The following is a 23,500-nucleotide window of genomic DNA, read 5'->3' on the forward strand; positions in this document are numbered from 1 at the left end:
TAAACTTTGACGAGTCCGTTGGAGCGCATGGAGGCAGATTGGGAGGCGGACAGCCCTGCGGACCGGTGCGGTTGACTGCGGAGATGAATTCCGTAAGTCATTGATTTTATTTGAAACATGAGCACCCCTGTAGCAGCGCGCAACCCCCGATGGTCCACTTTTAATCCGTTGGTCGCGTGTTCGAGTCACGCACGGCCTACCAAACGAATTCAAGGGCTTGCAGAGATGCAGGCCCTTTTCATTTGCTCCGCAATCAGGCGTTTGCTCCTCAATCAGGCATTTGCTCCGCAAAGCGTTCGTTACCACGGCAAAGTGGCCGCACCGCTTCGGGGTCATGATTCGAGAACCGGGCTGCTGCCGTCGCGGAGGGCACCTTGCAGGACATTTTGTCACTCGATCATCGGTGCTTAAACGCGAAAACGATAATCAGGACAGCGACAAGCACTGCAAGCCATTTCAAGTGGGTGACCAGCTTGCCGAGCTTCTCCACCTGTACGCTAATAGCATTTGCCTCGGCAATGTTCGATGGCGCTTGAAGCGGCAAGGCGTCGTGCGAGTTCTCGTTGTGTTCGAGCCGGCGTAAGCTGACTTTCGCGAGATCAAGCGCGAAATGCACAACGTATCCGGTTGCGATTTCCGGCGGATCCATGCCGTGGTCGCTCTTGCCTGGCCGGAGGAACAGACACGACTCCCCGGGAAAATCAGCAACAACGCGGTCGGACACGTAAACGTGCCTCAGGCTTAGGCCGACCTTGACAGCAGTGAGCCGCCCGTCCTCAACACCCTCGGAAAGCGCCCGCATGCTGCTTTCCGGCACGTGGCACGACGCCCACCACTGATCGGGTTCCTGCATCTCACGGTCGGAGCGGTTGTAGCCGAGCGTTGCAGTCCCAAGCGGGACGTCCGAGAAAGTAATGCCGAGCTCGTCTTGCCATTCGCGAAGGCCTTGCCGGTCTGCCGTGCTGATTTCCCGGGCCGCAAAGGAGACCTGGACTGTGCGCGTACTGTTCTCGGATTCGCCAATAATGGACAGCCGACTGTCGTCGAAGCGTGCGGCCCCGTGGATATAGGTGGAAAGCGTTGACTGCGTCTCTCCCCCTGCTGGCTCTAATTGTTGAACGATCTGGAGATCCTGCAAGGTGAGCCACAGTGATTTGGCCGGGAAATACGTCTGCGTCTTGCCACCAGCGTCGACGTATTCGAGCGTGTGCCCCCCGCGCTCCCGTATTTCGATTCCATTGCCCGCTTCGCCATACGCGACGTGCGTTCTCTCATTCAAGCGCCGATGGTCGTTCTCCGCGAGCTGCTCGTGATCAAGAGACATCAGGTAAGTCCTGATCGCGGCATTGAGGCTATCCCGAACTTCGTCGCGCTGGCGGACCTCCTCGATGCGCTTTGGGTCACGTTCAGCCGGCGCGGTACGGGTGCGCGACAGCATTCCGCCAAGGACATCAGTCAATCGAAATGCCTCGCGTGCCGCGTTGCCGACCGCCCTGGTCGGAATCTGCCTCGCCGTCGGATCGAGGTAGAGCGGTCGCGACGGGGCGTCGACTTCCTCGCGCGACGGCAATAGCCGGTTTAACAGGTTCGCGTAGAGGGGAAGCAACGGCAGGAGCAGGCAGGCAATCATCAGGTTGAACAGCGTATGAAAATCGGCAACCACACGCGCATTGTCTGGCTCGATCGTGACCATGAAGCGGCCGATTGGCCCGAGCGCTGCTAGCGCCACCACGACGCCCACTGCCCGCGGGAGCAGATTTCCAACCGGCAGTCGCCTCGACGCCGGATCGTTTGCCGCAGTCCCTTCCAGGACGGGGTTGATCGCGGTGCCGAGGTTCGCCCCCAACACCAGTGCAAAAGCCGTATACGGCGGTACCACGTTCCGCGCGCAAAGTAATGTGATGAGCAGGACGGTCGCAACGTTCGAATCTGCGACCCAGGTCAAGCCGGCAGCCAGCAGGACATCGACCAGCGGTACGGTGGACGCGGCACCCAGCAGCATGCGAAGACTGGGGGCATCCTCGTAGTCCGTCATCAACTCGATCAACTGGTGCAGCGCAATCAGCATCAAGCCCAAGCCGATGAGCATGCGGCCGAGATTGTGTGCACGCGTGTTCGATACCTTGCGGAACATCAGCGCGCCAACCAGGATCAGGGCCGGTGAAACGGCCGCGGCATCAAAAGACAGCAGTTGCGCGATCAACGTCGTGCCGACGTTTGCGCCGAGCATGACGGCAAGGGCGGGAACCAGGTCGACGAGCCCTTCGGCAGCGAAGCTGGCAGTCATGAGTCCGGTCGCCGTACTGCTTTGCAATACCGCCGTCACGCCCATTCCGGCGAGGAAGGCGCGGAGTCGTCCGCGCAGCGCTCGACCCAGGAGTGAACGAAGGGCGGCCCCGAATGCGCGCTGCGCACCGCTTTGAACCATGTGGGTGCCCCACAGGAGCAGCGCAATAGCGCCAGCGAGATCGATCAGCGTGTACGTAAAATTCACGATTCAGACCCCCGGCGCCAAACCGTTGCCCATGTGAGGGTCCCCCAAAAACCGTGCCACTGAAAAGTGGAAAAATCCGGTCTCGGGGTTACGCCTGGGTTACAGTCTGGACTTGATCGCTGCCACGTGCGCCCGGTCGTCCGACGCAGGCGTCATCGCTTAGTGGATCCGCTCAACGCGTTGAAGCAAGTGGTGACCTCGCGCAGTGACGCGCGGACGCTGATGTCCTGATGCCAGCCTGTCGAGTTCGACGAGTTGACGTTCCAGCAGGGCTTCGAGATCAGGGCGAGTCATATCAACTTGATCTGGTGCATCCTTCAACAACATCAATGTGGCGAATTCATGTGGACTCAGCATCTGTGCCTCCTGCGACGAGAATTTCTTCAACACGCTGACCAGAGGATGGCGCACGGCCATCGTGCCAGCGCGGGGAGTTCATGACAGATAACGCAACCCCGCCTTGCGCGGGGTTTTTTGCTGACCAAGCTCTGTAAAAGCGGGCCCGGAAGCTGCATTCTAGTCGCTATGCGCGAGCTGTCAATGTTGCACCTGCAGCAATTCCCGGTCCGCGCGCTCGCGGCACGGTGGCGCGGGGGGATCCTCAGAACCACTGAACTATAATTTGTTTGCAGCATGCTCACGGGATACATCGAATACCTTTCTGCACAAGATCGCATTGATCAGAGAGAGACACCGATGAGGCATCAAGAACGAATTCGAATCCTCGCTCTGTGTACAGCCGCCTTTGTATTGGGCTCGTTCTTTGCCCCTCAGGTGGCCGCGGCCCTTGGACCATGTGAACAGATTGCCGACGCGTGTCGCCAGGCAGGCTTTGTGCGAGGCGGTGCGAAGGGGGGTACAGGCCTCCAGGTGGATTGTGTTCGGCCGCTCATACAGGGAACGGCGCAGCCAAACCGGGCTGGCAAGCCTCTGCCGCGAGTCGATCCATCGCTCGTGGCCGCATGCAAAGCAAAGCATCCAGATTTTGGGCAACTTCCCACGCAGCCATCCCAGCCGAGCGGCCAACTGTCGCGTGCGAGCCCGCCCCCGCCCGTCGCAGTCGTGCAGGGCGCACCGGCCCAATCTGCAGCGAGTCAACGGCCAAATATCGTCTTTATCCTCACGGATGACCTTTCCTGGAACTTGGTGCAATACATGCCGCACGTCCTCAAGATGCAGAGGGAGGGCGCCACTTTCACCAATTACTACGTCACCGACTCGCTATGTTGTCCCTCGCGTTCCTCGATCTTCACTGGACGTTATCCCCACAATACGGGTATCTACCGCAACGTCGGTGAAGACGGTGGCTATCTCGGGTTTAATAAGCGCGGTCATGAACAGGCGACCTTCGCGACCGCACTCCAAGTGGCCGGCTATCGCACAGCCATGCTCGGCAAGTACTTGAACGGCTATTTACCTGCGGTTCATCCGCCTGCGCCAGGCTGGACATTCTGGGCAGTGGCAGGGAACGGATACCCGGGCTTTAACTATGACCTCAATCAAGACGGAAGGATTGTCCATTACGGCAACAAGCCGAAAGACTATATGACGGATGTCCTCTCCGATTTGGCGGTACGCTTCATCCAGCAGTCGGCCGGCACGCCGTTCATGATCGAGATCGCGACCTTCGCGCCGCACGCACCGTACACACCGGCGCCGCGCGACGCTGATGCGCTGCCGGGCCTGCGCGCTCCACGCACGCCAGCGTTTGACGCCGCCCCCGATGCAAAGGCGGCCCAATGGCTTAAAGCGCATCGCTCGCTTTCCGACGCCGACATCGCCGGCATGGCGACTTCTGCGAGCATCGACGGCCGCAGCCTGGCGCCGCTAGTCCATGGGCAGAAAGTTTCGGATTGGGGAACAGTGGCGCTCGTTGAGCAACGTGGACCGGTCCGGAACTTGGTCGATCCGGATTTACCGGGTATCCGCAGCGGAAACCCGACGACGTATGAAGCCATGCGAGGGCTCGCGTCGCTGTACGTCGAGTACGCTAATGGGGACAGGGAGTACCACGATCGCACCACCGACCCGGACGAGCTGCGCAATACCTTCTCGTTGTTGTCCGACGACGAGAAGGCGACACTGCACGGGACCCTCGAGGAAGTCCAGCGTTGTCAGGGCACGCAGAGCTGTACCGGCGCGAGGCGTCCGACTCGCTCGCCGCAACGCGTGAAGTGATCGCCCCCGTAGGCATTAACTTGTCGCTGATGGCGGCGATGGTGAGGGATTCCATGAAGGGTTCCTGATCGTCGCGTCAGTATCATGCCGGATTCTTCCAGTTGCCAATAGGACGGCTTTGCGGGGGAACCTCACATGCGGATGGGTTAACCATCAAGTGATATTCCTTAAGCCATTCGTCGTAACGCAGTCCTGCGATTACACGATGTGGCGCTCCCGTCTAAGCTGGAATCCTTCCCGCACACTTCGTGCTCCCAGGTGCGGGCAGCTTTCCCAACCCGGCGTCAGCCGGGTTGTTTTTACACGCAGCCCGGCGTCAGCCGGGTTGTTTTTACACGCAGCCCGGCGTATCGGAAATGAAACATTGACAGGCCCTCCATCCCTGTCTTCTTGCTTGCGTGATTTGATTTTTCAATACAAACAATCGGTTACGCGATTTGGAACGAGGCTTGCTTGACCTGAAGTACCGCGAAGCGCTCAACTCCGGATAAACGTGACCGACTATGCAATTCTTTGCACTTCACGAATTCGACAGGATCGACATCTGGTCGTTAGCAACCTTGGTGGCCTGCTTGCCAGGAAATTTGGCACTGGCGCTCATAAGTCAAGCCGCACCATGGGTCCCTTTTCTTCCCGGGATGGATGCATCTTCGCTCACGGGCCGGGGCCTTTTTTACAATAGCGCCGCGTGGGTAATATCCATCCTCTTTTGGTCGCTCGTCATCACCTGTGCCGTCGCGCGGAACAGGCGCTTGTGAGAATCACGCCGGGTTCGCCGCAATCGAACGCACGCACTGGTCCACACTGAGGTCGTGCAACGCGTCACGCGTCAACGCATCACTGGCTGCGCGCGAAAGCACATCAAGCACTGGCGGCTTCAGACGCACGAGCAGCAGACGCTGGCCGGAGGCGGCCACGTCGGCGGCAAATGTCCGCAACGCTTCGATCGTCGATCCGTCGACATCAGGCGACTCCTCAAGGCTGATGATGACGGTATGAATCCCCTCCTCGGCCTCCGCGCGCATTTGCCGCACGTGGGCCAGCACGCGCTCGGCATTGGCGAAGAAGATGGGCGCCTCGGGCCGCACGATCAGTATCCCGGGCACGGTGCGCGCCTCCGGATGCGCGGCAACGTCGACGAAATCATGCCCGTCGCCGAGGCGTCCGAGTTGGCTGACCTTCGGTTCGGAGAACTTGCGCAGGGTCAACGCCAGGCTGATGCCGATGGCGGTGAGCAGGCCGTGGAGCACGCCGAGCAGCAGGACCGCAACGCAAGCGGCCACCACCAGCAGACGGTCACGCCGCCAGATCCAGTACGGCCGGAACGCGTCAAGCGTGAGCGTGTGGCTGACGGCGTGAATGACGATGGCCGCCAACACCGGCTCGGGCGTACGGGCGAGCTGCGGCAGCAACAGCGCCACGATCAGTGCGATCAGCACGGCGGCGCACCCGCCCGCCAGCCGGGATTGCGCGCCGGCGGCTTCGTTGGCGGAGGTGGCGGAATACCCGGCGCCGACCGGCATGCCGTACAGCGCACCGCTGCCGAGATTGGCAATGCCGAGCGCCATGAGGTCGCGATTGGGTGAGGTCGGGTCGCCGTGCTTGAGGGCAAAGCTGCGGATGGAGCCGTATGACTCAGCGTATATGATCAGCACCATCGCGACCGCCAGTTCCCCAAGACGCAGCCATTGAACGCGTGACAGGTCGGGCAGGCCGAGCGTGACGTGCGGCATCGTGATTGCGCCGACCTCATGGATGCCGTAGCGGGGCAGATCGACGACATAGGCCGAGGCGATCCCCAGCACGATCACCACCATTGCGCCCGGCACTCTGCGCCAACGCTTCACGGCAAACAGTAGGACAACGGCCGCGAGACAAACGGCCAGCGCACGCAGGTTCCATGCGCCCACTTCCTGCAGCAGCTGGTACGCGAAGCGCGGTAGATCGTTGTACCCCGATTTGACGCCGGCCACGCCGGCAATCTGCCTGAGGATGATCGTGGCGGCAAGTCCGAACGTAAAGCCGCGCAACACTGGCTTCGCGATGAAGTCGGTGATCCCGCCCAGGCGAGCCAGCCCGGCGATCAACAGAAACAGGCCGGCCAGCATCACCAGTCCCGCTGCCAGCGCCAACCGCAATGAACCACCGGCGACGTCCATCGACAACGTGGCGGCAGCAAGCACGGCGGCCGATGACGAGGTTGCCGAGACGACCGCGAAGCGGCTGGTGCCTGCGAGACCGTAGACCACCAGCCCGACAAGCAGGCCGATCAGCCCCGCTTGCGGTGGCAAGTTGCCGATGCCCGCGTACGCGACGGCTTCCGGTAACAGCAAGCCTGCAATCGAACAGCCTGCGACGATGTCCTGGGTCCAGCGTCTGTCCGTGTCCGGCGGCGGCGTACCGTTCGCACGCGCGGTGGACGACGACAAGTCGCCGGGTGCGGCAGGCACAGGTGGCATGGCGAGGCTCCCGAAGCAATACGTGTGGCCGGAAAGGCAATGATACAGTCGCCGGCAATCAAATGAAAACGGACCACGTCAGGCACTGGCGCCAGGTGGTCCGTTCCGCATTGCGCTGCGCCGAAGCGGGCGTATTTCGTTGCGCTCGCCCGGTCAGCCGGCGCTCATCACGTCAGAAGCGATGCTGAATGCCCGCCGTCACACCGGCTTGCGTATCCGCGGCGCCCGCAAGGTCACGCGAAAGACCGACCTTCTGACCGTGCTTCGCCAAGGCATATCCACCTGACACATACAGCGTCGTACGCTTCGAAAGCGAATAGTTTGCACGCAGCGAGATCAGCGCCGGATCGGCATCGCTGGCGTTCTTGATGTCCTGATGGTACACGGCACCATACAAGGTGAAGGCAGGCGTGAAGTCATATGAGAAGCCGAGCCAGTACATGTCGCTGCGCAGCGCCGCGCTTGCCGTCGTGAAAGTCTTCCTGTAGTTGCGATAGCCGGCCATCACCTTGGCGGCGCCGAAATCGTAGCTCGCGCCCGCATGAATGCCCTGGATATAGTCTGTCGTGTCGGCCGGCGCGACGTTGCCGGCTGCGCCGTTCTGGCGATCATACGTGGCCACGATGGCGAACGGCCCGTTCTCGTAGCCCAGTCCGATATCGTACTTCGCGCTGGTCTTCATGCTGCCCGGCACGTTGCCGAAGCCATACAGCGCACCGATCTTGAAGCCGTTGAATTCGACGTCATAGCGCACGGCATTCGCGGCGCGCGAAAACAATCCGTCCTTGCGCCCGCCGGTCGCCGTCGAGCTCGTTGCCCAGGAGTAGTTCGGCGCATACCCCATCGGATCGAACGGCAACATGTAGTCGTACGTGGTAGTGAACGTGCGGCCGAGGGTCACCTGCCCCCATCGCTTGTCTTTCAGGCCGACGGTCGCACGGCGGTCGAAGATGGCCCCCGGGCCGTCGTCGAACTGACCGTTCGCCACATTGAAGCCGCTTTCCAACTGGAACACTGCCTTCAACCCGCCGCCCAGGTCTTCCGAGCCCCGGAAGCCGAACCGCGAAGTATTCTTGCCGCCCGAGATGAAGCGCGCGGCGCCGCCGGCGTCGCTCGCGTGCGTGACATATTCGACGCCGGCGTCGACGATGCCGTAGATCGTCACGTTCGATTGCGCATGCGCATTCCCGCCCAAGGCGCATGCCGCCAGGGTTGCCATGCCGATACTGCTTCGCTTCATTGTCTTCTCCATGTGTTGATTCTGGTTTTGGTGCGTGGGTGGATTCCCGCGCGGTTCTTCTGCAATTGCCCAGTCGTTAGCTCGCTTGCGCGAACGCCCAGCAGTCGTTGGCGGGAAACTCGACCCAATGGTTCCCCGGGTCGCGAGGAATATGCCCGAAGGCGCGAAAGCGCAGTTCACCGCAATGGAACAGGTATTCCCAGCGGTCGCCGAGATACATTGACGTGACGAGGTTGGCGTTCAGGCGGTTCTGGCCGGGGCCGTCCGCCACCTGCACACGCTCGAGGCGAATCACCGCTTGCGCGGCCTGGCCCGGTTGCAAGGCTTCGCGGGCGCGTGCCTGGAGCTCGAAACCGTTGCCGCGCAGCCGTACGTGTTCGCCGTCTATCGACGTCACTGTCGCGTCGATCCGGTTATTGCTGCCCATGAACTCCGCCGTATAAAGGGAGCGCGGCGCGCCATACAGCTGCGCCGGCGTGCCCTCCTGCTCGATCCGTCCGTTGCGCAGCAAAAGGATGCGATCGGACATTGCCATCGCCTCGGTCTGGTCATGCGTCACGCATAGCGCAGACAGGCCCAACGACACGATGAGTTCTCGCAACCATGCACGCGCCTCTTCGCGCAGCTTGGCGTCGAGGTTGGAAAGCGGCTCGTCGAGCAGAATGACCGGCGGGTTATAGACCAGCGCACGCGCAATGGCTACGCGCTGCTGCTGGCCGCCCGAGAGTTGATAAGGAAAGCGCTCGGAGAGATGACCGAGCCCGAGCTGTTCAAGCACGCCTTGTACACGGCGCTTGCGCTCGGCGCTACCCACCTTGCGCAGCTTCAGTCCGTATCCGACGTTGTCCGACACGGTACGATGCGGCCACAATGCGTACGACTGGAACACGAGCCCGAGCGACCGCTGTTCGACCGGGCAATCGATTTCGTCCTCGCCGTCGAAAAAGACCTGCGCGTCGAGAGCGATGCGTCCGCTCGACGGTTGCTCGAGGCCCGCGACGGCGCGCAGCAGCGTGGTTTTTCCGCTTCCCGACGCACCGAGCAGACATACCACCTCGCCCGCCTTCAACGCAAATGACACGCCCTTCAAGATCGGATTTGCGCCGTAGCTCAGGCACAGATTGTCGACGATGAGCTTATCCATGAAGTTTGACTCCGAAGCGCAATGCCACGCCGAGACCGGCGGCGACCATTGCGATATTGATGACTGAAAGCGCCGCCACCTGATCGACGGCGCCGGTCGCCCACAGCGACACGAGGAGCGCGCCGATCACTTCGGTGCCGGGAGAAAGCAGGTAGACGGCGGTCGAATATTCACGCTCGAAGATCATGAAAATCAGCAGCCACGCCGCGAGCAGGCCGAAGCGCACCAGCGGCAGGGTCACGTCGAGGCTCACGCGCGCACGGCTGCCGCCCACACTGCGGCCGGCTTCCTCGAGTTCGGGACCGACCTGCAGCAGCGCGCTCTGGATCAGGCGCATGCCGTACGCGAGCCACACGACCGTGTACGCGATCCAGATGCTCCACATCGAGTTCTTCAGCTCCTTGATGCCGGGCACGAACAGGAAGATCCACAGGAACGCCAGCCCGGCAAGCAGGCCCGGCACGGCGCGCGGCAAGAGCACGAGATAGTCGAGCAGCTTTGCGCCCCAATCGTTGCGGCGATGCCCGGCGAAAGCGACGAGCGAATAGAAGCCCACCGCTACCGCCCCCCCGACGACGCCGATGCCGAGCGTGTTGACGGTCGCCCTCACCAGGTTGTCCTGCTCGAACAGGTCGGTGAAGTTCGCCAGCGTCAGCACTTCCGCGAGCGCCACGCCCTCCCCCCAGTTCGTGACGAACGACCGCAGCACGATGCCCGACAGCGGCACGAAAACGGTGAGGAACAACCAGAGCGCCACGATGCCCAGCGCCACCCAGCGCCACACGCCAAGCGGCAAAACGGTTTGGCGGCCGGCTTTGCCCTTGACGGTGACGAACTTGCTTGCGCGCTTGAGCAGGCGCCGCTGCAGAAGCACGAGCGGAAAGGTGATGGCCACGATGCACATGGCCACGGCTGCCATCAGGTGGTACGAGGGCACACCCAGTTTGTTGGTCAGCTTGTACAGATAGGTGGCCAGCACCAGATGGCCTTCAGGATCGCCAAGCACCAGCGGCAGGCCGAACACTTCGAAGCCGAGGAAAAACACCAGGACGCCGGCGAAGAGCAGCGCGGGCATCGTCATCGGCAGGCTGACGTCGAGCGCCACGCGAAACGGACGCGCCCCCGCGACACGCGCGGCTTCCTCGACATCCGAGCCGAGATTGCGCAGCGCGGCGGACGAATACAGGTACACGTGCGGCACATGCGTCAGGCCGACGATGATCGTGATTGCGACGATCGAGTAGATCGACCACGGGGCGTTGTCCAGGCCGGTCAGTTGCTTGAACCACACGGAGTAGAAGCCGACGGGGCCCGCAGCGACGACGTACCCGAACGCGAGCACCATCGGCGAGACGAATACCGGCGTGAGCAGGAGCGGCTCGAGCCAGCGGCGGCCGGGCAGATCGGTGCGTACCATCAGGAACGCGAGGATGCCGCCAAGCGGGATCGAGATGAACAGCATCCCGCCCGCGATGATGAAGGAGTTCTTCGCCGCTGCCCAGAAATCGGGGTCGTCGAAGATGAACCGGTAGCCCGCGATGCCAAGCGTCCGTTGGGCGTCGAAGAACGGCGCCGTCAGAAAACTCTGTACCACAATGAACGACAACGGCAGCAACACGGCCACCGTCAGGACGGCGATCACGATCCAGCGCAACATGGCGGACAGTCCGCGCCAGCGGGGATCGGCGAGGCGCGGCACATGGGCGGCGCCGCCGCCTGAAAGGACTGCAGGCGCGTTGTCTGTGCTTTGCGTAAGCATGAGTGTCTCCCTGCGCTCGAGAAGGCGCATATGAGAAAGTTGACGGGAGAAAGGGCGAGCCGCCGTTCAGGCGGCCGCCGGTATTAGCGCTTGATCGCCTGCTGCCAATGCTTCAGGAATTCAAGCCGCTTCGACTGATCGAGATAGACCAGCAGACCTGCGCCGATCGGAATCGGCTTGAGCGAATCGCCGAGCTGCTTCGTCAGGCCGGCCATCGACGTTTCGCCATCGACATCGGCACGAATGGAGAACAGGTTGGCCTGATTGGCCAGCAGCGTCTGGCCGCGCTTCGACAGCAGGTAGTCGACCCACAGCTTTGCGGCGTTTGCATTCTTTGCCTTCTTCGAGATCATGACGAGGCGGCTCACGACCTGCGTGTAGTCGCAGGGATAGACATAGCCGATCGACGGATCCTTCTTCGCTTTTGCGAATGCGTACGATCCGAGGATGTTGTAGCCGATCAGGTTCTCGCCGGACGAGATGCGCTCCATCATCGCGCCGGTGCTCGATTCCAGCTTCGGATTCAGCGCGCCCATCGCCGAGACCAGGTCCCATGTGACTTGCGGATTTACACGCGCGTCCTGCGTGAGATAGTTGAAGCCGACACCCGACTTCTCGATGTCATAGGTCGTCACCTTGCCCTTGTATTTCTCGGACTGGCTCTTGAGCAGCTTGATGAGGTCCATGCGGGTCTGCGGCACTTCGTTGGCCGGGATCAGCCGCTTGTTGTAGACAATCGCGAGCGGCTCGTACGTGGTGCCGTATGCCTGCTTCTGGTACTGCGCCCATTGCGGGACGTGCGCCGCCTCGGGCGATTCGTAACTGGCCATCATGCCGTCGTTGACGAGCTTGACCTGCAGGTCCATGGCCGAACTCCACAGGACGTCGGCGCTCGTGCTGTTGGCCGCGTTCTCGCTGATATAGCGGTTATCGAGCTCCGTATAGTTATATAGTGTTGTCAAGGTGTTTCTCGTTGTCCACCCCTTTAGCCGCGCACGTAAATAAGCCAAGCGCAATGTGAGACTGCATCGCATTGTTTCGACATCCAAACTCGGTACTCGACGGTGTCACAGCTTTTCCATTTGCCCGTACGATTACAACCCGCCAAGTCGCCACCGGTGATTGGCGTTCGCGCTCGCCCCACTCACTCCCGCTCGATTCGCCACACCCCGAGCTTGCCCAGCTTCGCCGCCAATTGCAATCGCGCCGTGCGCCAGTCGGTCAGTGCCTGAATAGTTTGTCGCTTGGCCTGGGCCAGCGAGGATTGCGTATTCAACAACTCGAGAATATTGCCCCCCCCCGCCAGATAGCGATGTTCCGATGCGGCGTACGCGCGTTGTGCGACCTCCAACAGCGCCGCCTGCGGCCCGCTCGAATTCGACAGCGTCGACAAAAGCTTCCGTCTCGACGGCGAACTGCTGGCCCTGACCCCGCGCGAGCGCGCGGTGCTCGAGGTGCTCATCCTTCGCAACGGCCGGGCGATCAACAAGGAAACGCTGTCCGAGAAGCTCTTCGGCATCGATGAATCGGTCAATGCGGACGCGATCGAAATCTATGTGTATCGCCTGCGCAAGAAGCTGGAGGGCCGTGGCGTCGCGATCGTGACGCTGCGCGGACTCGGCTACCTGCTCGAAGAGAAGCGCGAGCCCGACGCGCCGGCGGCGTAATGCGCCAACCGAACCTCCGGCGGCAGGTGGCCCTGTGGCTGCTGTTTCCGTTGCTCGCCTTGCTGGCCCTCGACGCCTGGCTCACCTACGAACGCGCCATGAGCGCTGCGAACGAGGCGTTCGACCGCTCGCTCGAATACTCGTTGAAGTCGATTCGCGAAGGCACCCGTCTGCACGAAGCGCAGGTGGAGGTGAACCTGCCCTATCTCGCACTGGAAATGTTCGAATCGGATCGGGGCGGCAAGATCTATTACGTGATTCGGGAAGACAACGGCCACGTCGTCACGGGTTACGCCGAACTGCCGCTGCCGCCCCGGCGGGCGAGACCCGAGCCCTATCACACGGCCTTCTACGATGCCACGTTTCGCGGTGAGGCGTTGCGCATGGGGGCGCTGCGGCTGCCGGTGCACGACGTTCCGCATGCCCAGACACGCGTCGTCTGGATCCTGGTCGGTGAGACCATCGAGTCGCGCCAGGCATTGGCGCGTCAGATCCTGACCGGCGCGCTCCAGCAGGAAGGGCTGTTGGTGTTGCTGGCGCTTGCCATCGTGTGGCTGGGCGTCGGGCGCGGTCTGAGGCCGTTGAACCAGCTTTCGGCGAAGGTCGCCGCACGTACCGAGGAAGACACCGCCCCGCTCGAAAAGGTGGGCTTGCCGACTGAAGTCGAGCCCCTTGTCGAATCGATCAATCAGTACATCGCGCGGATGCGACGGATGCAGGAATCGCGGCAGCGCTTTTTCACGGACGCTGCCCATCAACTCAAGACGCCGCTCGCCATCATCCAGGCCGAGTCCGAACTGACGCTGCGCGAGGCCCTCAACGAACCGGCGCGCCAGCGCGTGACCCGCCTCAACAGCGCCGTGCAACAGGCCGCCAAGAGTGTACGCCAATTGCTTTCCCTGTCGCGGCTCGAGGCCGACAGCGGTCATCCCGTGACGCTTGCGCCGCTGGCGCTCGACAAGCTCGCGCGCAGCGTAACGCTGGACTGGTCGCCAGTGGCGCGCGCCCGGAACATCGATCTCGGTTTCGAACAGGAGGCTCACACCGAGATACTCGCCCAGCGCGAGCTTCTCGCGGAGTTGTGCGGCAATCTCATCGACAATGCCATCCGCTACGCGGGCGATGGGGCGATCATCACCGTGCGTGTGGCGCGAACCGCGCAAGGCGCACTGCTTCAAGTCATCGACAACGGCCCGGGCGTTCCGGAACCCGAACGGGCTGCGGTCTTCGAACGCTTCTACCGAAGCCCGACCCGGCAGTATGTGGAAGGCAGCGGACTGGGACTCGCGATCGTGCACGAAATCGCGCGCGTCCACCACGCGCGGATCTCACTCGGCGATGCGCCCGGCGGCGGCCTCGTGGTCAGCGTCCATTTCCCGCCGGCGGGTCCGTAACGGTATCTGCGCAAAGCGATGCAGGCCGTATTCCCCGTATCGCCAGGTGGCATCGGCGCCGCGCCGTAGCGATCTGCAGCCGCGCGCCGTCGTTTCCGGGCATCGTAGCACGCGGCCTTGTACCGCCCGAACGACCCGCCACCTCATCCGGATGGATCAAGAGCATTCGCGCACGCGGTGCTAATTTGACACCGGTATCCCATTGTTTGCGATGCGGCGTCTGCGGCCTGTGCGACGGCGCCCGCCTTGCGCCCTCATACCCGCGCGTATGCCGTTACGCGCTCGATTGGACATCATGATGACGGTCACCCCATTCGCGGGATTTCTCGTGGGCCTGCTCGTCGGACTGACCGGCGTCGGCGGCGGCGCCTTGATGACGCCGCTGCTGATCTTCCTGTTCGGCGTCGCGCCGCAAACCGCCGTCGGCACCGACCTGCTCTTCGCCTTCATCACCAAAAGCGTCGGCGGATGGATTTACGGCCGGCATGGCGCGATCGACTGGCGCGTGTTCCGCCGGCTTGCGCTGGGCAGCGTGCCGTCGTCCGCCGTTACGCTGCTGTGGCTTCACACATTCCGGCTCGATGCCGCAAACGAACACTGGGTACTGCAAACGCTCGGCATCATGCTTGCGCTCACCAGCGTCGCGATGCTGTTCAAGGCGCGGCTGCATCATCTCGGACAACGTGTCCGTACGGAAACGCCCATACAGTTCAAAGCCGTGCAACCGGCGCTGACGGTTGTCACCGGCGTGCTGATCGGTTGTCTTGTCACGCTCACCTCTGTGGGCGCGGGTGCGCTTGGCGCCGCCGCGTTGCTCTACCTGTATCCGTACCGGTTGACGCCCGCGAAGCTGGTAGGCACCGATATCGCGCACGCGACCGCGCTCACGCTCGTCGCCGGCCTGGGGCATGTGACGCTTGGGCATCTGGACGTTGCCCTGCTCGGCGCGCTGCTCGCCGGGTCGATTCCGGGGGTGATGCTCGGCGCGCGCCTGAGTACGCGTATCGACGCGCGCTATCTGCGTGGGGCGATCGCCGCGATTCTGATGCTCGTCGGCGGACGGATGTGGCTGCAAGGGTGAAGCGACATGGCACCGGCGTGCCATTCCCTCGTCGCCGCGCGGTGCTGGGCGCAGCGACGAGGGAAGTTAGTCAGCGGATGCCGTGCAGCGTTCAACTCGGCAGGAAGTGCCCGCCGTTGACATCGAGCTGTGCGCCGGTGATCGCGCTGGCATAGTCGGACGCCAGGAAAATTGCCGCCTTCGCACATTCGCCGTCTTCCGGAATGCGGCGCAGCGCGATGTCCTTCGCGACCTCCGCCTTCAGGGATTCGACGGTGACGCCGCGCTCCTTCGACTGCGCCTCGAAGTAACCCTGCACCGACGCGCCCCACATCCAGCCCATATAGGCCGAGTTCACGCGGATGCCATACTTGCCGAGGTCTTCGGCCAAGTAAGCGGCCGCCGTGCTGAGTGCGCCCTTGGACACGGCGTAGCCGATTTCCACCGCATTGGGGCGACGCGTGGCCATCGTGTTGATCATGACGATGCTCCCGCCGCCCTGCGCCTTCATCTGCGGCACGACGGCTTGTGTCATGTTCATGCTGCCGAACAGATTGACATCCAGCGGCCCATGCCAGTCTTCCAGCTTCGCGTGCTCCGCCGTTGCGAATTCACCATGGACATACGCGCTGTTGATCAGCGCATCGATGCGGCCGAAGCGGGCGATCGTCTCGCGCGCGACCGCATCGCACTGGGCGCGCACCGCGATATCCGTCGGCATCTTGAGCAGCGGCGTTTGCAGATCGAGCGCACGAATGGCGGCTTCGGCGTCGTCGAGCTTGGCGGGCGTGCGCGCCACCAGCACGACACCCGCCGCGCCTTCCTGTGCGGCGAGTACGGCAAGCTTGATACCCATGCCGGGGCCGATGCCCGACACGATCACAACTTTGTCCTTCAACAGCATGATGTTGTCCCTGAAATGACCGGGGCTGCGCGCACCTTCACGTGCGGCGCAGGCCCGACGCGGTTGGAAAGCGGGTGAAAATGGAGCGAACCGCCGTACGGGCAGGATCAGGCGCGCTCGCGGCGGCTCGCGCCGTATAGCGTTTCGGCGCGCTGCTTGACGTCTCGCGCCATCTGATCGAAGCCCTGCTTCACCCACGCGCCATGCTCGCGCATGATCGTGTCGGCATTGACGCCGAGAAAGATATCGGTCGTGACGTATCGCGTACGCGCGGAATCGATCGCGTCAACATACTGGTCGCGGCGCGCCGCGTCCTTGTTCTCGTCGGTCGGCCGCTGTTCCCACGACAGGAGCCGCTCGGGCTCGCATGCGATGAGGTATTCGTTGACAGGAATCGTGCCCTCCACGCCCGGTATGCGAACCTGCATGTACACCATGTCGCCCAGCCTGCCGGTGGTATCGAGCCTCGGGCAGAACGAATTCCACTCCGAATACCTCGGAAAATCGGTCAGCACCTCCCACACGACCGCAGCAGGGGCATCGATGATCACTTCGATCGAAGTGACGAGGTTCTCGGCTTTCGCCATGTCTTCCTCCTCCTTGTCGCACCGGGCTACCGGCCCAGCGCTTTGTCGATGGACGGACGCCTGCGGGCATGCTTGCCCGCGAGCCACCCGTTGTCGCGCGTCCCGGCTGTCGTTCGACGACGTCTGTGCGGACCAGGACGTGCAATCCGATTCTAGGCACGGCGCGTTGCGCGCCGCTTACTCCAATCGGATGAGACTCCGGGTAAATACGCACGCACGCCGCATCGGCAACACGCTTACACGTCGGCAAAAGCTGACTCGAAGCGCGCACTGAAGCGGTCGAGTTCGCTCTCGGGAAGATGGTTGATGCCGGCCGCGCGCGCCCGTCCGCCGCCGGTGGCGAACTCGCGGCAAAACGCATCGGCCGCAATCGGACTCTGCGCCGGCACCCGCACGCTCACGACATACCCCCCCGCCGAACGCGGCGAGACCACCGCCAGTGCCGCCGCGGGATTCGTGCGCATCCGCTCGTTCGCCAACATGCCGCTGGCGCGCCGTGCCCACGCGGCATCCGGCAGCACGAACAGTGCGGCCCCAAGCACCTCGCGCGCCGGCGTCAAGGCGCAAGCCTTCGCCATGTCGTCGCGGAATCCATCACGCAGAGTCGTGAAAGTCTGCGCATCTTCAGCAAACGCCACCGGATCGGCGTAAGGCAGCATCGCCTCGGCCAACTGCGCCGGGTCGAAGTGCAGATCGCCGACGCACTCCCCGTACGCGTTGTAGTTGACCAATCGCCCGAGTTCGGCGAGCGTATCGATCGACCCGGCCGGGATGTCGTGTGCGCGCACCAGCGCGTCGGCCACGCGCGGCATCTCGTCGCCAAACGCCGCCACCACTGCCCAGCGATGATGCGCGCCCTTCAGGTAGCCGTTGACGAGCACCCCCGTGCACACGTTCTCCGACGTGTTGATGTGCGCCTCGAAACACGGATGTTGCGGGACGTCGCCGCAAAAATGATGATCGAAATACCGCACCGTGGCACCCGCGGCAAGCAGACGGGCCACATCGGCGTCGTTTTGCGCGTGCGAGATATCGAGCACCGTCACGCGGTCGCCGGGCCCCGCGACGACCCGTTTCAGGAGCGCGATGTCACGCTTCACGCCGGTCAGGAGCACGCCGTCGTCGCATGGCTGTGCGAGCCGCAACTGCTGCAGTGCGCAAAGTCCGTCGGCATCGCCGTTGAACGCGTAGTAATGAGTCATGGCTAACCGTTCCCTTCCCGCCTACACGGCCACGTGCCGCGCACGATAGGCGGCATAGTCGCGCGTGAGTTGCGCCTCGCTCAAACCATACTGCTCCAGCCGGTAGTCGTGCGATGCACGCTTTTCCCGGCCATTGCCCGCCAGCCACGATTGCATCGCCGTACGCGCCGCATCGTCGAGCGTCATGCCGGCGAACCGGTAGATCGCCTCGACCACGCCCAGGGGATTGCTGACCGTGTCCTCGAAACGGACGTCGAGGAAGCGATCGGCCGGCATGGCTGCACGCACGTCCATCGCATGATGAATCGCCCGCGCCATGCGCGTGTTCCATTGTGCACCGACTTCGCGTGCATCGGGCGCGTCCGCGTACATCTGCCACAGGGTGTGGGCCATGCTGGCCATCGACGGGATCGTCTTCACCGGATCTCGGTGCGTAAGCACCACCTTCGCCTTCGGGAACACCCGGAACAACAGTTCCAGCGTGTGCAAATGCTGCGGCGTCTTGAGCAGCCAGCGCTGTGCAGGCGCCACGCCGCGCTGGCGCTTTTGCCATTGCAGGAACTGCAGCATCGTCTTGAGGTATTGGTAGACCGGCGTCTGGTCCTGGCGATCCAGCCACGCGGTATAGCTCGGCACGTTGACGTACGAGTCCATCGCGCACATGAACGAGTGTTCCATGAGCATGAACTCCTCGTCCGCCAGCATCGCATCCAGCGGATGGATCGCGAGGATCTGCGGGATGAACCGGACCATCGTCTCGACTTCGCCGCGGGCCAGCCCGATGCGGCGCGCCGGATCGGTGACCGCCTCGTCCGGCAGCGGCGCGGGGTAGCGCGTCTCCCACCACGCCGCCGAGTGGAAACGCGGATCGACCGCCAGCGTGCGTTGCAGCAGCGTCGTACCGGTACGCGGCAGGCCGACGATCACGAGCGGATCGTCGATCGTCTGCGCCTTGATCTCCGGATACCGGCGGCAGTAGTCCTCGATCACCAGGCGGTTGACCAATTGCGCGACGATTTTTTCGTCGAGCATGGCCGCACCCTGGGCGTTCAGGTTGGCTTCGTTCGTCAGCGACGCGAACAGCACGGTCAGCGCTTCGCGCACCGGGCCGTCGCCGAAATCGTCAAGACCGCCGGCGCGTTCGCTGGCACGCGCGAGTACCCGGTCGACGTCCGCCGGCAGGAAGGTCACGGGATTGCCGTTCATTGCGCACCTCCCAGCGAAGCGATTTTCACCACTTGCGTGACCGGATGCACCGGCTCGGCGGCGCCGACCCAGCGCAGGCACATGGTGCCGTTGCGGTGCCCCGCCGTCTGCAGCCAGTTGGGACGGCCGGGATCGCGAGCGCTCAGGATCAGCGTCACGCCGCCGTTGGCATCGTAATGGGCTGCGTGCTTGTTCACGCAGATCGTGTGATGACGATAGTCGAGCGATTCCATCCAGTAGTTATTGATCTGCAGGTTCCAGAAGTCGCACGCCGGCACTTTCGGCACATGGATGACGAGCGCTTCGTCCTCCTCCAGCGACCAGTACGAGTGATAGTAGAAGATGTTCGGATCGCCCCCGGCGGCCTGGCAGACCGCCTGATCGGCCGGCGGCAGCTGGTTGGGATGGACGAGATAGCCTTGCGCCCAATCGGCGAAGATGCGTGCGGTGTGCTCGACGAACGCCGACGCGCGCGTCAACCCGGTATTGAGCGCGACAGGGTCGAGCGCAGGCGGTTGCTCCGTTGCGCCGATCCGTTCGATGCGAAGCTGCGCCGGCTTTTCCGTCTTGCGATCCAGGAAGGTCTGACGGACCACGAGCGCGTTGGTGCCCGGCTCCATGCGCAGCCAGTTCCCTTCGTGCGGCGTCTCGCTCAACACGATCTCGAAGCTGCCGTCCGGGGAGATCGCCAGGCCGTTGGCGTCGATGAAGCCGGTTTGCGTCATCTTGCCGTCGGTTTCGTATCCGCCCTTCTGCGTGCCGAAACTCAGATAAGCGACGCTGCCGCGTTGTCCGGTGATGCGATACGCGTTACGGCCGTTCAGGCGCGCGTATTGGTAGAGGTTGTCCGGATTGTCTGCACCGATCTTGGCCGTTTCGTGCGACGGCGCGAAGAAGCCCGGAAAGTCGGGGTCGGCGAACTCGACGTGCATCTCCAGCGCGATCCGCAGCAGCCGGCTCAGGTAGCGATAGCCTTCGGCGCGCGTCACCTCGTCGGTGGGCGCTTCGCTGCGCAGGATCTGCTGACCGGCCCGCTTGAGCGTGTCGCAGAAGTCGGACCACGTTTGACCGGAAAGCAGTGCTTCCCGGGCTGCTTGAGTGTCCATTCGCCATCTCCGTCTTGTCGTTGGGAAACCCACGATACCTTGACGCCCGCCGCGCCGGCTTCGTCCAACCGGATGAGGCATTCCTCCCCCCGGCAAAGGCCCCCGCGCGCCGTGCCACACACCGCGTTGCCTTGTCCCGCGGCGATCTCATCCGGTCAGACGAAGCGGGCCATCGGCAGGTTTCAGTAACGTCCACTCCATGCCCTAAAGCGTGCCGCACTGTCGCGGGACGCGGCAATCTACAAGGAGACGTTCAATGTTGACGCACCTGGAGCGATTGGAGGCGGAAAGCATCCACATCATTCGCGAGGTGGTGGCGGAATGCGAGAACCCGGTCATGCTGTACTCGATCGGCAAGGATAGCGCGGTCATGCTGCATCTGGCGATGAAGGCGTTCTATCCGGCCAAGCCTCCGTTTTCCCTGCTGCACGTGGACACCACGTGGAAATTCCGCGAGATGATCGCGTTTCGCGACGAAACCGTGGCGCGGCTCGGCCTGAATCTGATCACCCATATCAATCCCGACGGCATTGAGCAAGGCATCAACCCGTTCACCCACGGCTCGGCAGTACACACCGACGTCTGGAAGACCCAGGGTCTGAAGCAGGCGCTCGATCTGCATGGTTTCGACGCCGCGTTTGGCGGCGCGCGCCGCGACGAGGAAAAATCGCGCGCCAAGGAACGTATCTTCTCGATGCGCTCCGAGCAGCACCGCTGGGACCCGAAGATGCAGCGCCCGGAACTGTGGCGCCTGTATAACGCGCGCAAACGCAAAGGCGAAAGCGTGCGCGTGTTCCCGATCTCGAACTGGACCGAGCTGGACATCTGGCAATACATCTATCTGAACAAGATCCCCATCGTGCCGCTGTACTTCGCCAAGCCGCGCCCGGTGGTGGAGCGCGACGGCACGCTCATCATGGTCGACGACGACCGTCTGCCGCTGCGCGACGGAGAAGTGCCGATGCAGAAATCCGTGCGCTTTCGCACGCTTGGCTGCTACCCGCTCACGGGCGCGATCGAAAGCGAAGCCGCAACATTGCCGGAAATCATCCGCGAAATGCTGCTCGCGAAAACGTCGGAGCGCCAGGGACGGCTGATCGACAGCGATTCGGCCGGTTCAATGGAAAAGAAGAAACAGGAGGGGTATTTCTGATGCATCACGACCAACTCACCGCCAGCGACGACATCGAACAATATCTGTCGGCGCACCACACCAAGGGTCTGCTGCGTTTCATCACGTGCGGCAGTGTCGACGACGGCAAGAGCACGCTGATCGGCCGCCTCCTCTACGAATCGAAGATGCTGTTCGAGGACCAGCTGAGCCAGCTTGAAGCCGATTCGAAAAAAGTCGGCACGCAAGGCGGCGATCTCGATTTCGCCCTGCTGGTCGACGGACTGTCCGCCGAGCGTGAGCAAGGCATCACCATCGACGTCGCGTATCGCTTCTTCTCGACCGAAAAGCGCAAATTCATCGTCGCCGACACGCCCGGCCACGAGCAGTACACGCGCAACATGGTGACCGGCGCGTCCACGGCGGACGTCGCCATCATTCTCATCGACGCGCGCCGGGGCGTGCTCACGCAAACGCGGCGCCATAGCTATCTGGTCTCGCTGATCGGGATTCGTCACGTCGTCGTGGCCATCAACAAGCTCGACATGGTCGACTACTCGGAGGACGTTTTCCGGCGCATCGAGGCAGAGTACCGCGCGTTCGCCACGCAAATCGGGCTCGATGACGTCACCTGCATCCCCATGTCGGCATTGCGCGGCGACAATATCATCGAGGCGAGCCCGAACACGCGCTGGTACGACGGCCCGACGTTGATGGGCTATCTGGAGAACGTGCCGGTCGATGGCGACATTGCGCGCCGCGCGCCATTCCGGCTGCCGGTGCAGTGGGTCAACCGTCCGCATCTGGATTTCCGCGGCTATGCCGGCAATATCGTCGCGGGCGACATCCGCCAGGGCGACCGCATTCGCGTGCTGCCCTCGGGCAAGGAAAGCCGTGTGGCGTCGATCATCACCACCGACGGGGAACGCGACACCGCCGTCTGTGGACAAGCGGTCACACTCACGCTCGACGACGAAATCGACATCAGCCGCGGCGACGTGATCGCCCGCGCCGACGCGCCGCCGGCCGTGGCCGACCAGTTCGAGGTCACCGTCGTCTGGATGAGCGAACAGCCGATGCTGCCCAGCCGGACCTATCTGCTCAAGGTTGGCGCGCGCACCGTGGGCGGCGCCAGTGCGACGCTCAAGTACAAGGTCAACGTCAATACCCTGGAGCATCTGGCCGGCAAGACGCTCGAGCTCAACGAAATCGGCGTGTGCAATCTCAGCCTCGACCAGCCGATCGCGTTCGATCCGTACCAGGAAAATCGCGACATGGGCGGGTTCATCATCATCGACCGGCTGACGAACAGCACGGTCGGCGCCGGCATGATCCATTTCGCGCTGCGACGTTCGCAGAATGTGCATTGGCAGGCGGTCGACGTGGACCGCACCGCGCGGGCCGCGCTCAACGGGCAGACGCCGCGCATCGTCTGGTTCACCGGACTGTCCGGCGCCGGCAAGTCGACCATCGCGAATCTGGTCGAGCGCAAGCTGCACGCGCTGCACAAGCACACGTATCTGCTCGATGGCGACAATGTACGGCACGGGCTGAATCGGGACCTGGGCTTCGCCGATGCCGACCGTGTCGAGAACATCCGGCGCGTGGCGGAAGTGTCGCGGTTGATGCTCGACGCCGGGCTGATCGTCCTGGTGTCGTTCATCTCGCCGTTCCGTGCGGAGCGCGCCATGGCCCGCAGTCTCGTGCAGCCGGGCGAGTTCGTCGAAGTGTTTATCGATACGCCGCTCGAAGTTGCCGAAGGACGCGACCCCAAGGGGCTGTACAAAAAGGCGCGGCAAGGCCAGTTGAAGCATTTCACCGGGCTGGATTCGCCGTACGAGCGCCCGGAGCAGCCGGAACTGCACATCGACACGACGCAGGTGTCGCCCGAGGCTGCGGCTGACCAGATCGTTGCGTGGCTGGTCGAGCGCGGTTGATGTACCGGCTGGCCCGCACGCACCCCGCGGGCCAGTCTGCACCGGTTCGCCG

Annotated in this window: 17 protein-coding genes and 2 pseudogenes; 6 read left to right on the forward strand and 13 right to left on the reverse strand. The window is 63.1% G+C overall.

The features are described from left to right. Positions 1-397 precede the first annotated feature (397 nt). Together PTE30175_RS24285 and PTE30175_RS24290 are read right to left on the reverse strand one after the other, a co-directional pair. On the reverse strand, positions 398-2,494 hold the full coding sequence (locus PTE30175_RS24285; RefSeq protein WP_150699639.1) for a Na/Pi cotransporter family protein: 2,097 nt from the start codon (positions 2,492-2,494) through the stop codon (positions 398-400). Between the two features lie 159 nt (positions 2,495-2,653). Continuing rightward, positions 2,654-2,851, reverse strand: a complete 198-nt coding sequence (locus PTE30175_RS24290) for a hypothetical protein (RefSeq protein WP_150699677.1) — start codon at positions 2,849-2,851, stop codon at positions 2,654-2,656. Between the two features lie 339 nt (positions 2,852-3,190). On the opposite strand from PTE30175_RS24290, the gene PTE30175_RS24295 reads away from it, so the two are divergent. Further along, on the forward strand, positions 3,191-4,672 hold the full coding sequence (locus PTE30175_RS24295; protein WP_224788952.1) for a sulfatase-like hydrolase/transferase: 1,482 nt from the start codon (positions 3,191-3,193) through the stop codon (positions 4,670-4,672). Positions 4,673-5,433: 761 nt separating this feature from the next. Here the strand turns inward: PTE30175_RS24295 and PTE30175_RS24300 are convergent. From PTE30175_RS24300 to PTE30175_RS24325, 6 genes and pseudogenes are all read right to left on the reverse strand, one after another. Beyond that, positions 5,434-7,131 carry a SulP family inorganic anion transporter gene (locus PTE30175_RS24300; RefSeq protein ID WP_150699641.1) on the reverse strand — a complete coding sequence of 566 codons (1,698 nt, stop codon included), beginning with the start codon at positions 7,129-7,131 and terminating at the stop codon, positions 5,434-5,436. A gap of 172 nt (positions 7,132-7,303) precedes the next feature. Further along, the gene (locus tag PTE30175_RS24305; RefSeq protein WP_420819674.1) at positions 7,304-8,371 is read right to left on the reverse strand and encodes a porin; all 1,068 of its coding nucleotides are present in this window, start codon (positions 8,369-8,371) and stop codon (positions 7,304-7,306) included. A 76-nt stretch (positions 8,372-8,447) separates the two neighbouring features. Next, entirely contained in the window at positions 8,448-9,515 is a 1,068-nt protein-coding gene (locus PTE30175_RS24310; protein ID WP_150699643.1) for an ABC transporter ATP-binding protein, read from the reverse strand. Then, a complete protein-coding gene (locus tag PTE30175_RS24315) occupies positions 9,508-11,274 on the reverse strand; it encodes an ABC transporter permease (RefSeq protein ID WP_150699644.1) in 1,767 nt (588 codons plus the stop codon). Before PTE30175_RS24315 ends, PTE30175_RS24310 begins: the two co-directional genes overlap by 8 nt. Positions 11,275-11,357: 83 nt before the next feature. Continuing rightward, positions 11,358-12,221, reverse strand: a pseudogene (locus PTE30175_RS24320) (ABC transporter substrate-binding protein); the annotation flags it as partial. 197 nt (positions 12,222-12,418) lie between these two features. Next, a complete protein-coding gene (locus tag PTE30175_RS24325; RefSeq protein ID WP_150699645.1) occupies positions 12,419-12,736 on the reverse strand; it encodes a TolC family protein in 318 nt (105 codons plus the stop codon). Here PTE30175_RS24325 and PTE30175_RS24330 point away from each other — a divergent pair. From PTE30175_RS24330 to PTE30175_RS24340, 3 genes and pseudogenes are all read left to right on the forward strand, one after another. Then, a pseudogene (locus PTE30175_RS24330) lies at positions 12,633-12,941 on the forward strand (winged helix-turn-helix domain-containing protein); the annotation flags it as partial. The gene PTE30175_RS24325 and the pseudogene PTE30175_RS24330 sit on opposite strands and share 104 nt — an antisense overlap. Next, positions 12,941-14,335, forward strand: a complete 1,395-nt coding sequence (locus PTE30175_RS24335; protein ID WP_150699646.1) for a sensor histidine kinase — start codon at positions 12,941-12,943, stop codon at positions 14,333-14,335. The pseudogene PTE30175_RS24330 and the gene PTE30175_RS24335, both read left to right, overlap by 1 nt. 295 nt (positions 14,336-14,630) lie before the next feature. Then, complete coding sequence (locus PTE30175_RS24340) at positions 14,631-15,416, forward strand: sulfite exporter TauE/SafE family protein (RefSeq protein WP_150699647.1); 786 nt, start codon at positions 14,631-14,633, stop codon at positions 15,414-15,416. A gap of 91 nt (positions 15,417-15,507) precedes the next feature. Here PTE30175_RS24340 and PTE30175_RS24345 read toward each other — a convergent pair whose 3' ends face one another. From PTE30175_RS24345 to PTE30175_RS24365, 5 genes are all read right to left on the reverse strand, one after another. After that, complete coding sequence (locus tag PTE30175_RS24345) at positions 15,508-16,299, reverse strand: SDR family oxidoreductase (RefSeq protein WP_150699648.1); 792 nt, start codon at positions 16,297-16,299, stop codon at positions 15,508-15,510. 107 nt (positions 16,300-16,406) lie between these two features. Next, positions 16,407-16,886: an SRPBCC domain-containing protein gene (locus PTE30175_RS24350; protein ID WP_150699649.1), complete on the reverse strand. Its 480-nt coding sequence runs from the start codon at positions 16,884-16,886 to the stop codon at positions 16,407-16,409. A 236-nt stretch (positions 16,887-17,122) separates the two neighbouring features. After that, positions 17,123-18,088 carry a DHH family phosphoesterase gene (locus PTE30175_RS24355; protein ID WP_150699650.1) on the reverse strand — a complete coding sequence of 322 codons (966 nt, stop codon included), beginning with the start codon at positions 18,086-18,088 and terminating at the stop codon, positions 17,123-17,125. Positions 18,089-18,109: 21 nt separating this feature from the next. Then, positions 18,110-19,294 (reverse strand): sulfotransferase family protein, encoded by a 1,185-nt coding sequence (locus PTE30175_RS24360; RefSeq protein ID WP_150699651.1) that lies wholly within the window; start codon positions 19,292-19,294, stop codon positions 18,110-18,112. Continuing rightward, positions 19,291-20,400, reverse strand: coding sequence for a DUF1214 domain-containing protein (locus tag PTE30175_RS24365; protein WP_150699652.1), 1,110 nt, complete (start codon positions 20,398-20,400; stop codon positions 19,291-19,293). Before PTE30175_RS24365 ends, PTE30175_RS24360 begins: the two co-directional genes overlap by 4 nt. 211 nt (positions 20,401-20,611) lie before the next feature. Between PTE30175_RS24365 and cysD the strand changes: the two genes are divergently transcribed. Continuing rightward, a complete protein-coding gene (gene cysD / locus PTE30175_RS24370; protein WP_224788953.1) occupies positions 20,612-21,553 on the forward strand; it encodes a sulfate adenylyltransferase subunit CysD in 942 nt (313 codons plus the stop codon). After that, positions 21,553-23,448: a sulfate adenylyltransferase subunit CysN gene (gene cysN / locus PTE30175_RS24375; protein ID WP_150699654.1), complete on the forward strand. Its 1,896-nt coding sequence runs from the start codon at positions 21,553-21,555 to the stop codon at positions 23,446-23,448. Before cysD ends, cysN begins: the two co-directional genes overlap by 1 nt. Positions 23,449-23,500: the final 52 nt, after the last annotated feature.

The organism is Pandoraea terrae (assembly GCF_902459695.1).
Lineage (GTDB): Bacteria > Pseudomonadota > Gammaproteobacteria > Burkholderiales > Burkholderiaceae > Pandoraea > Pandoraea terrae.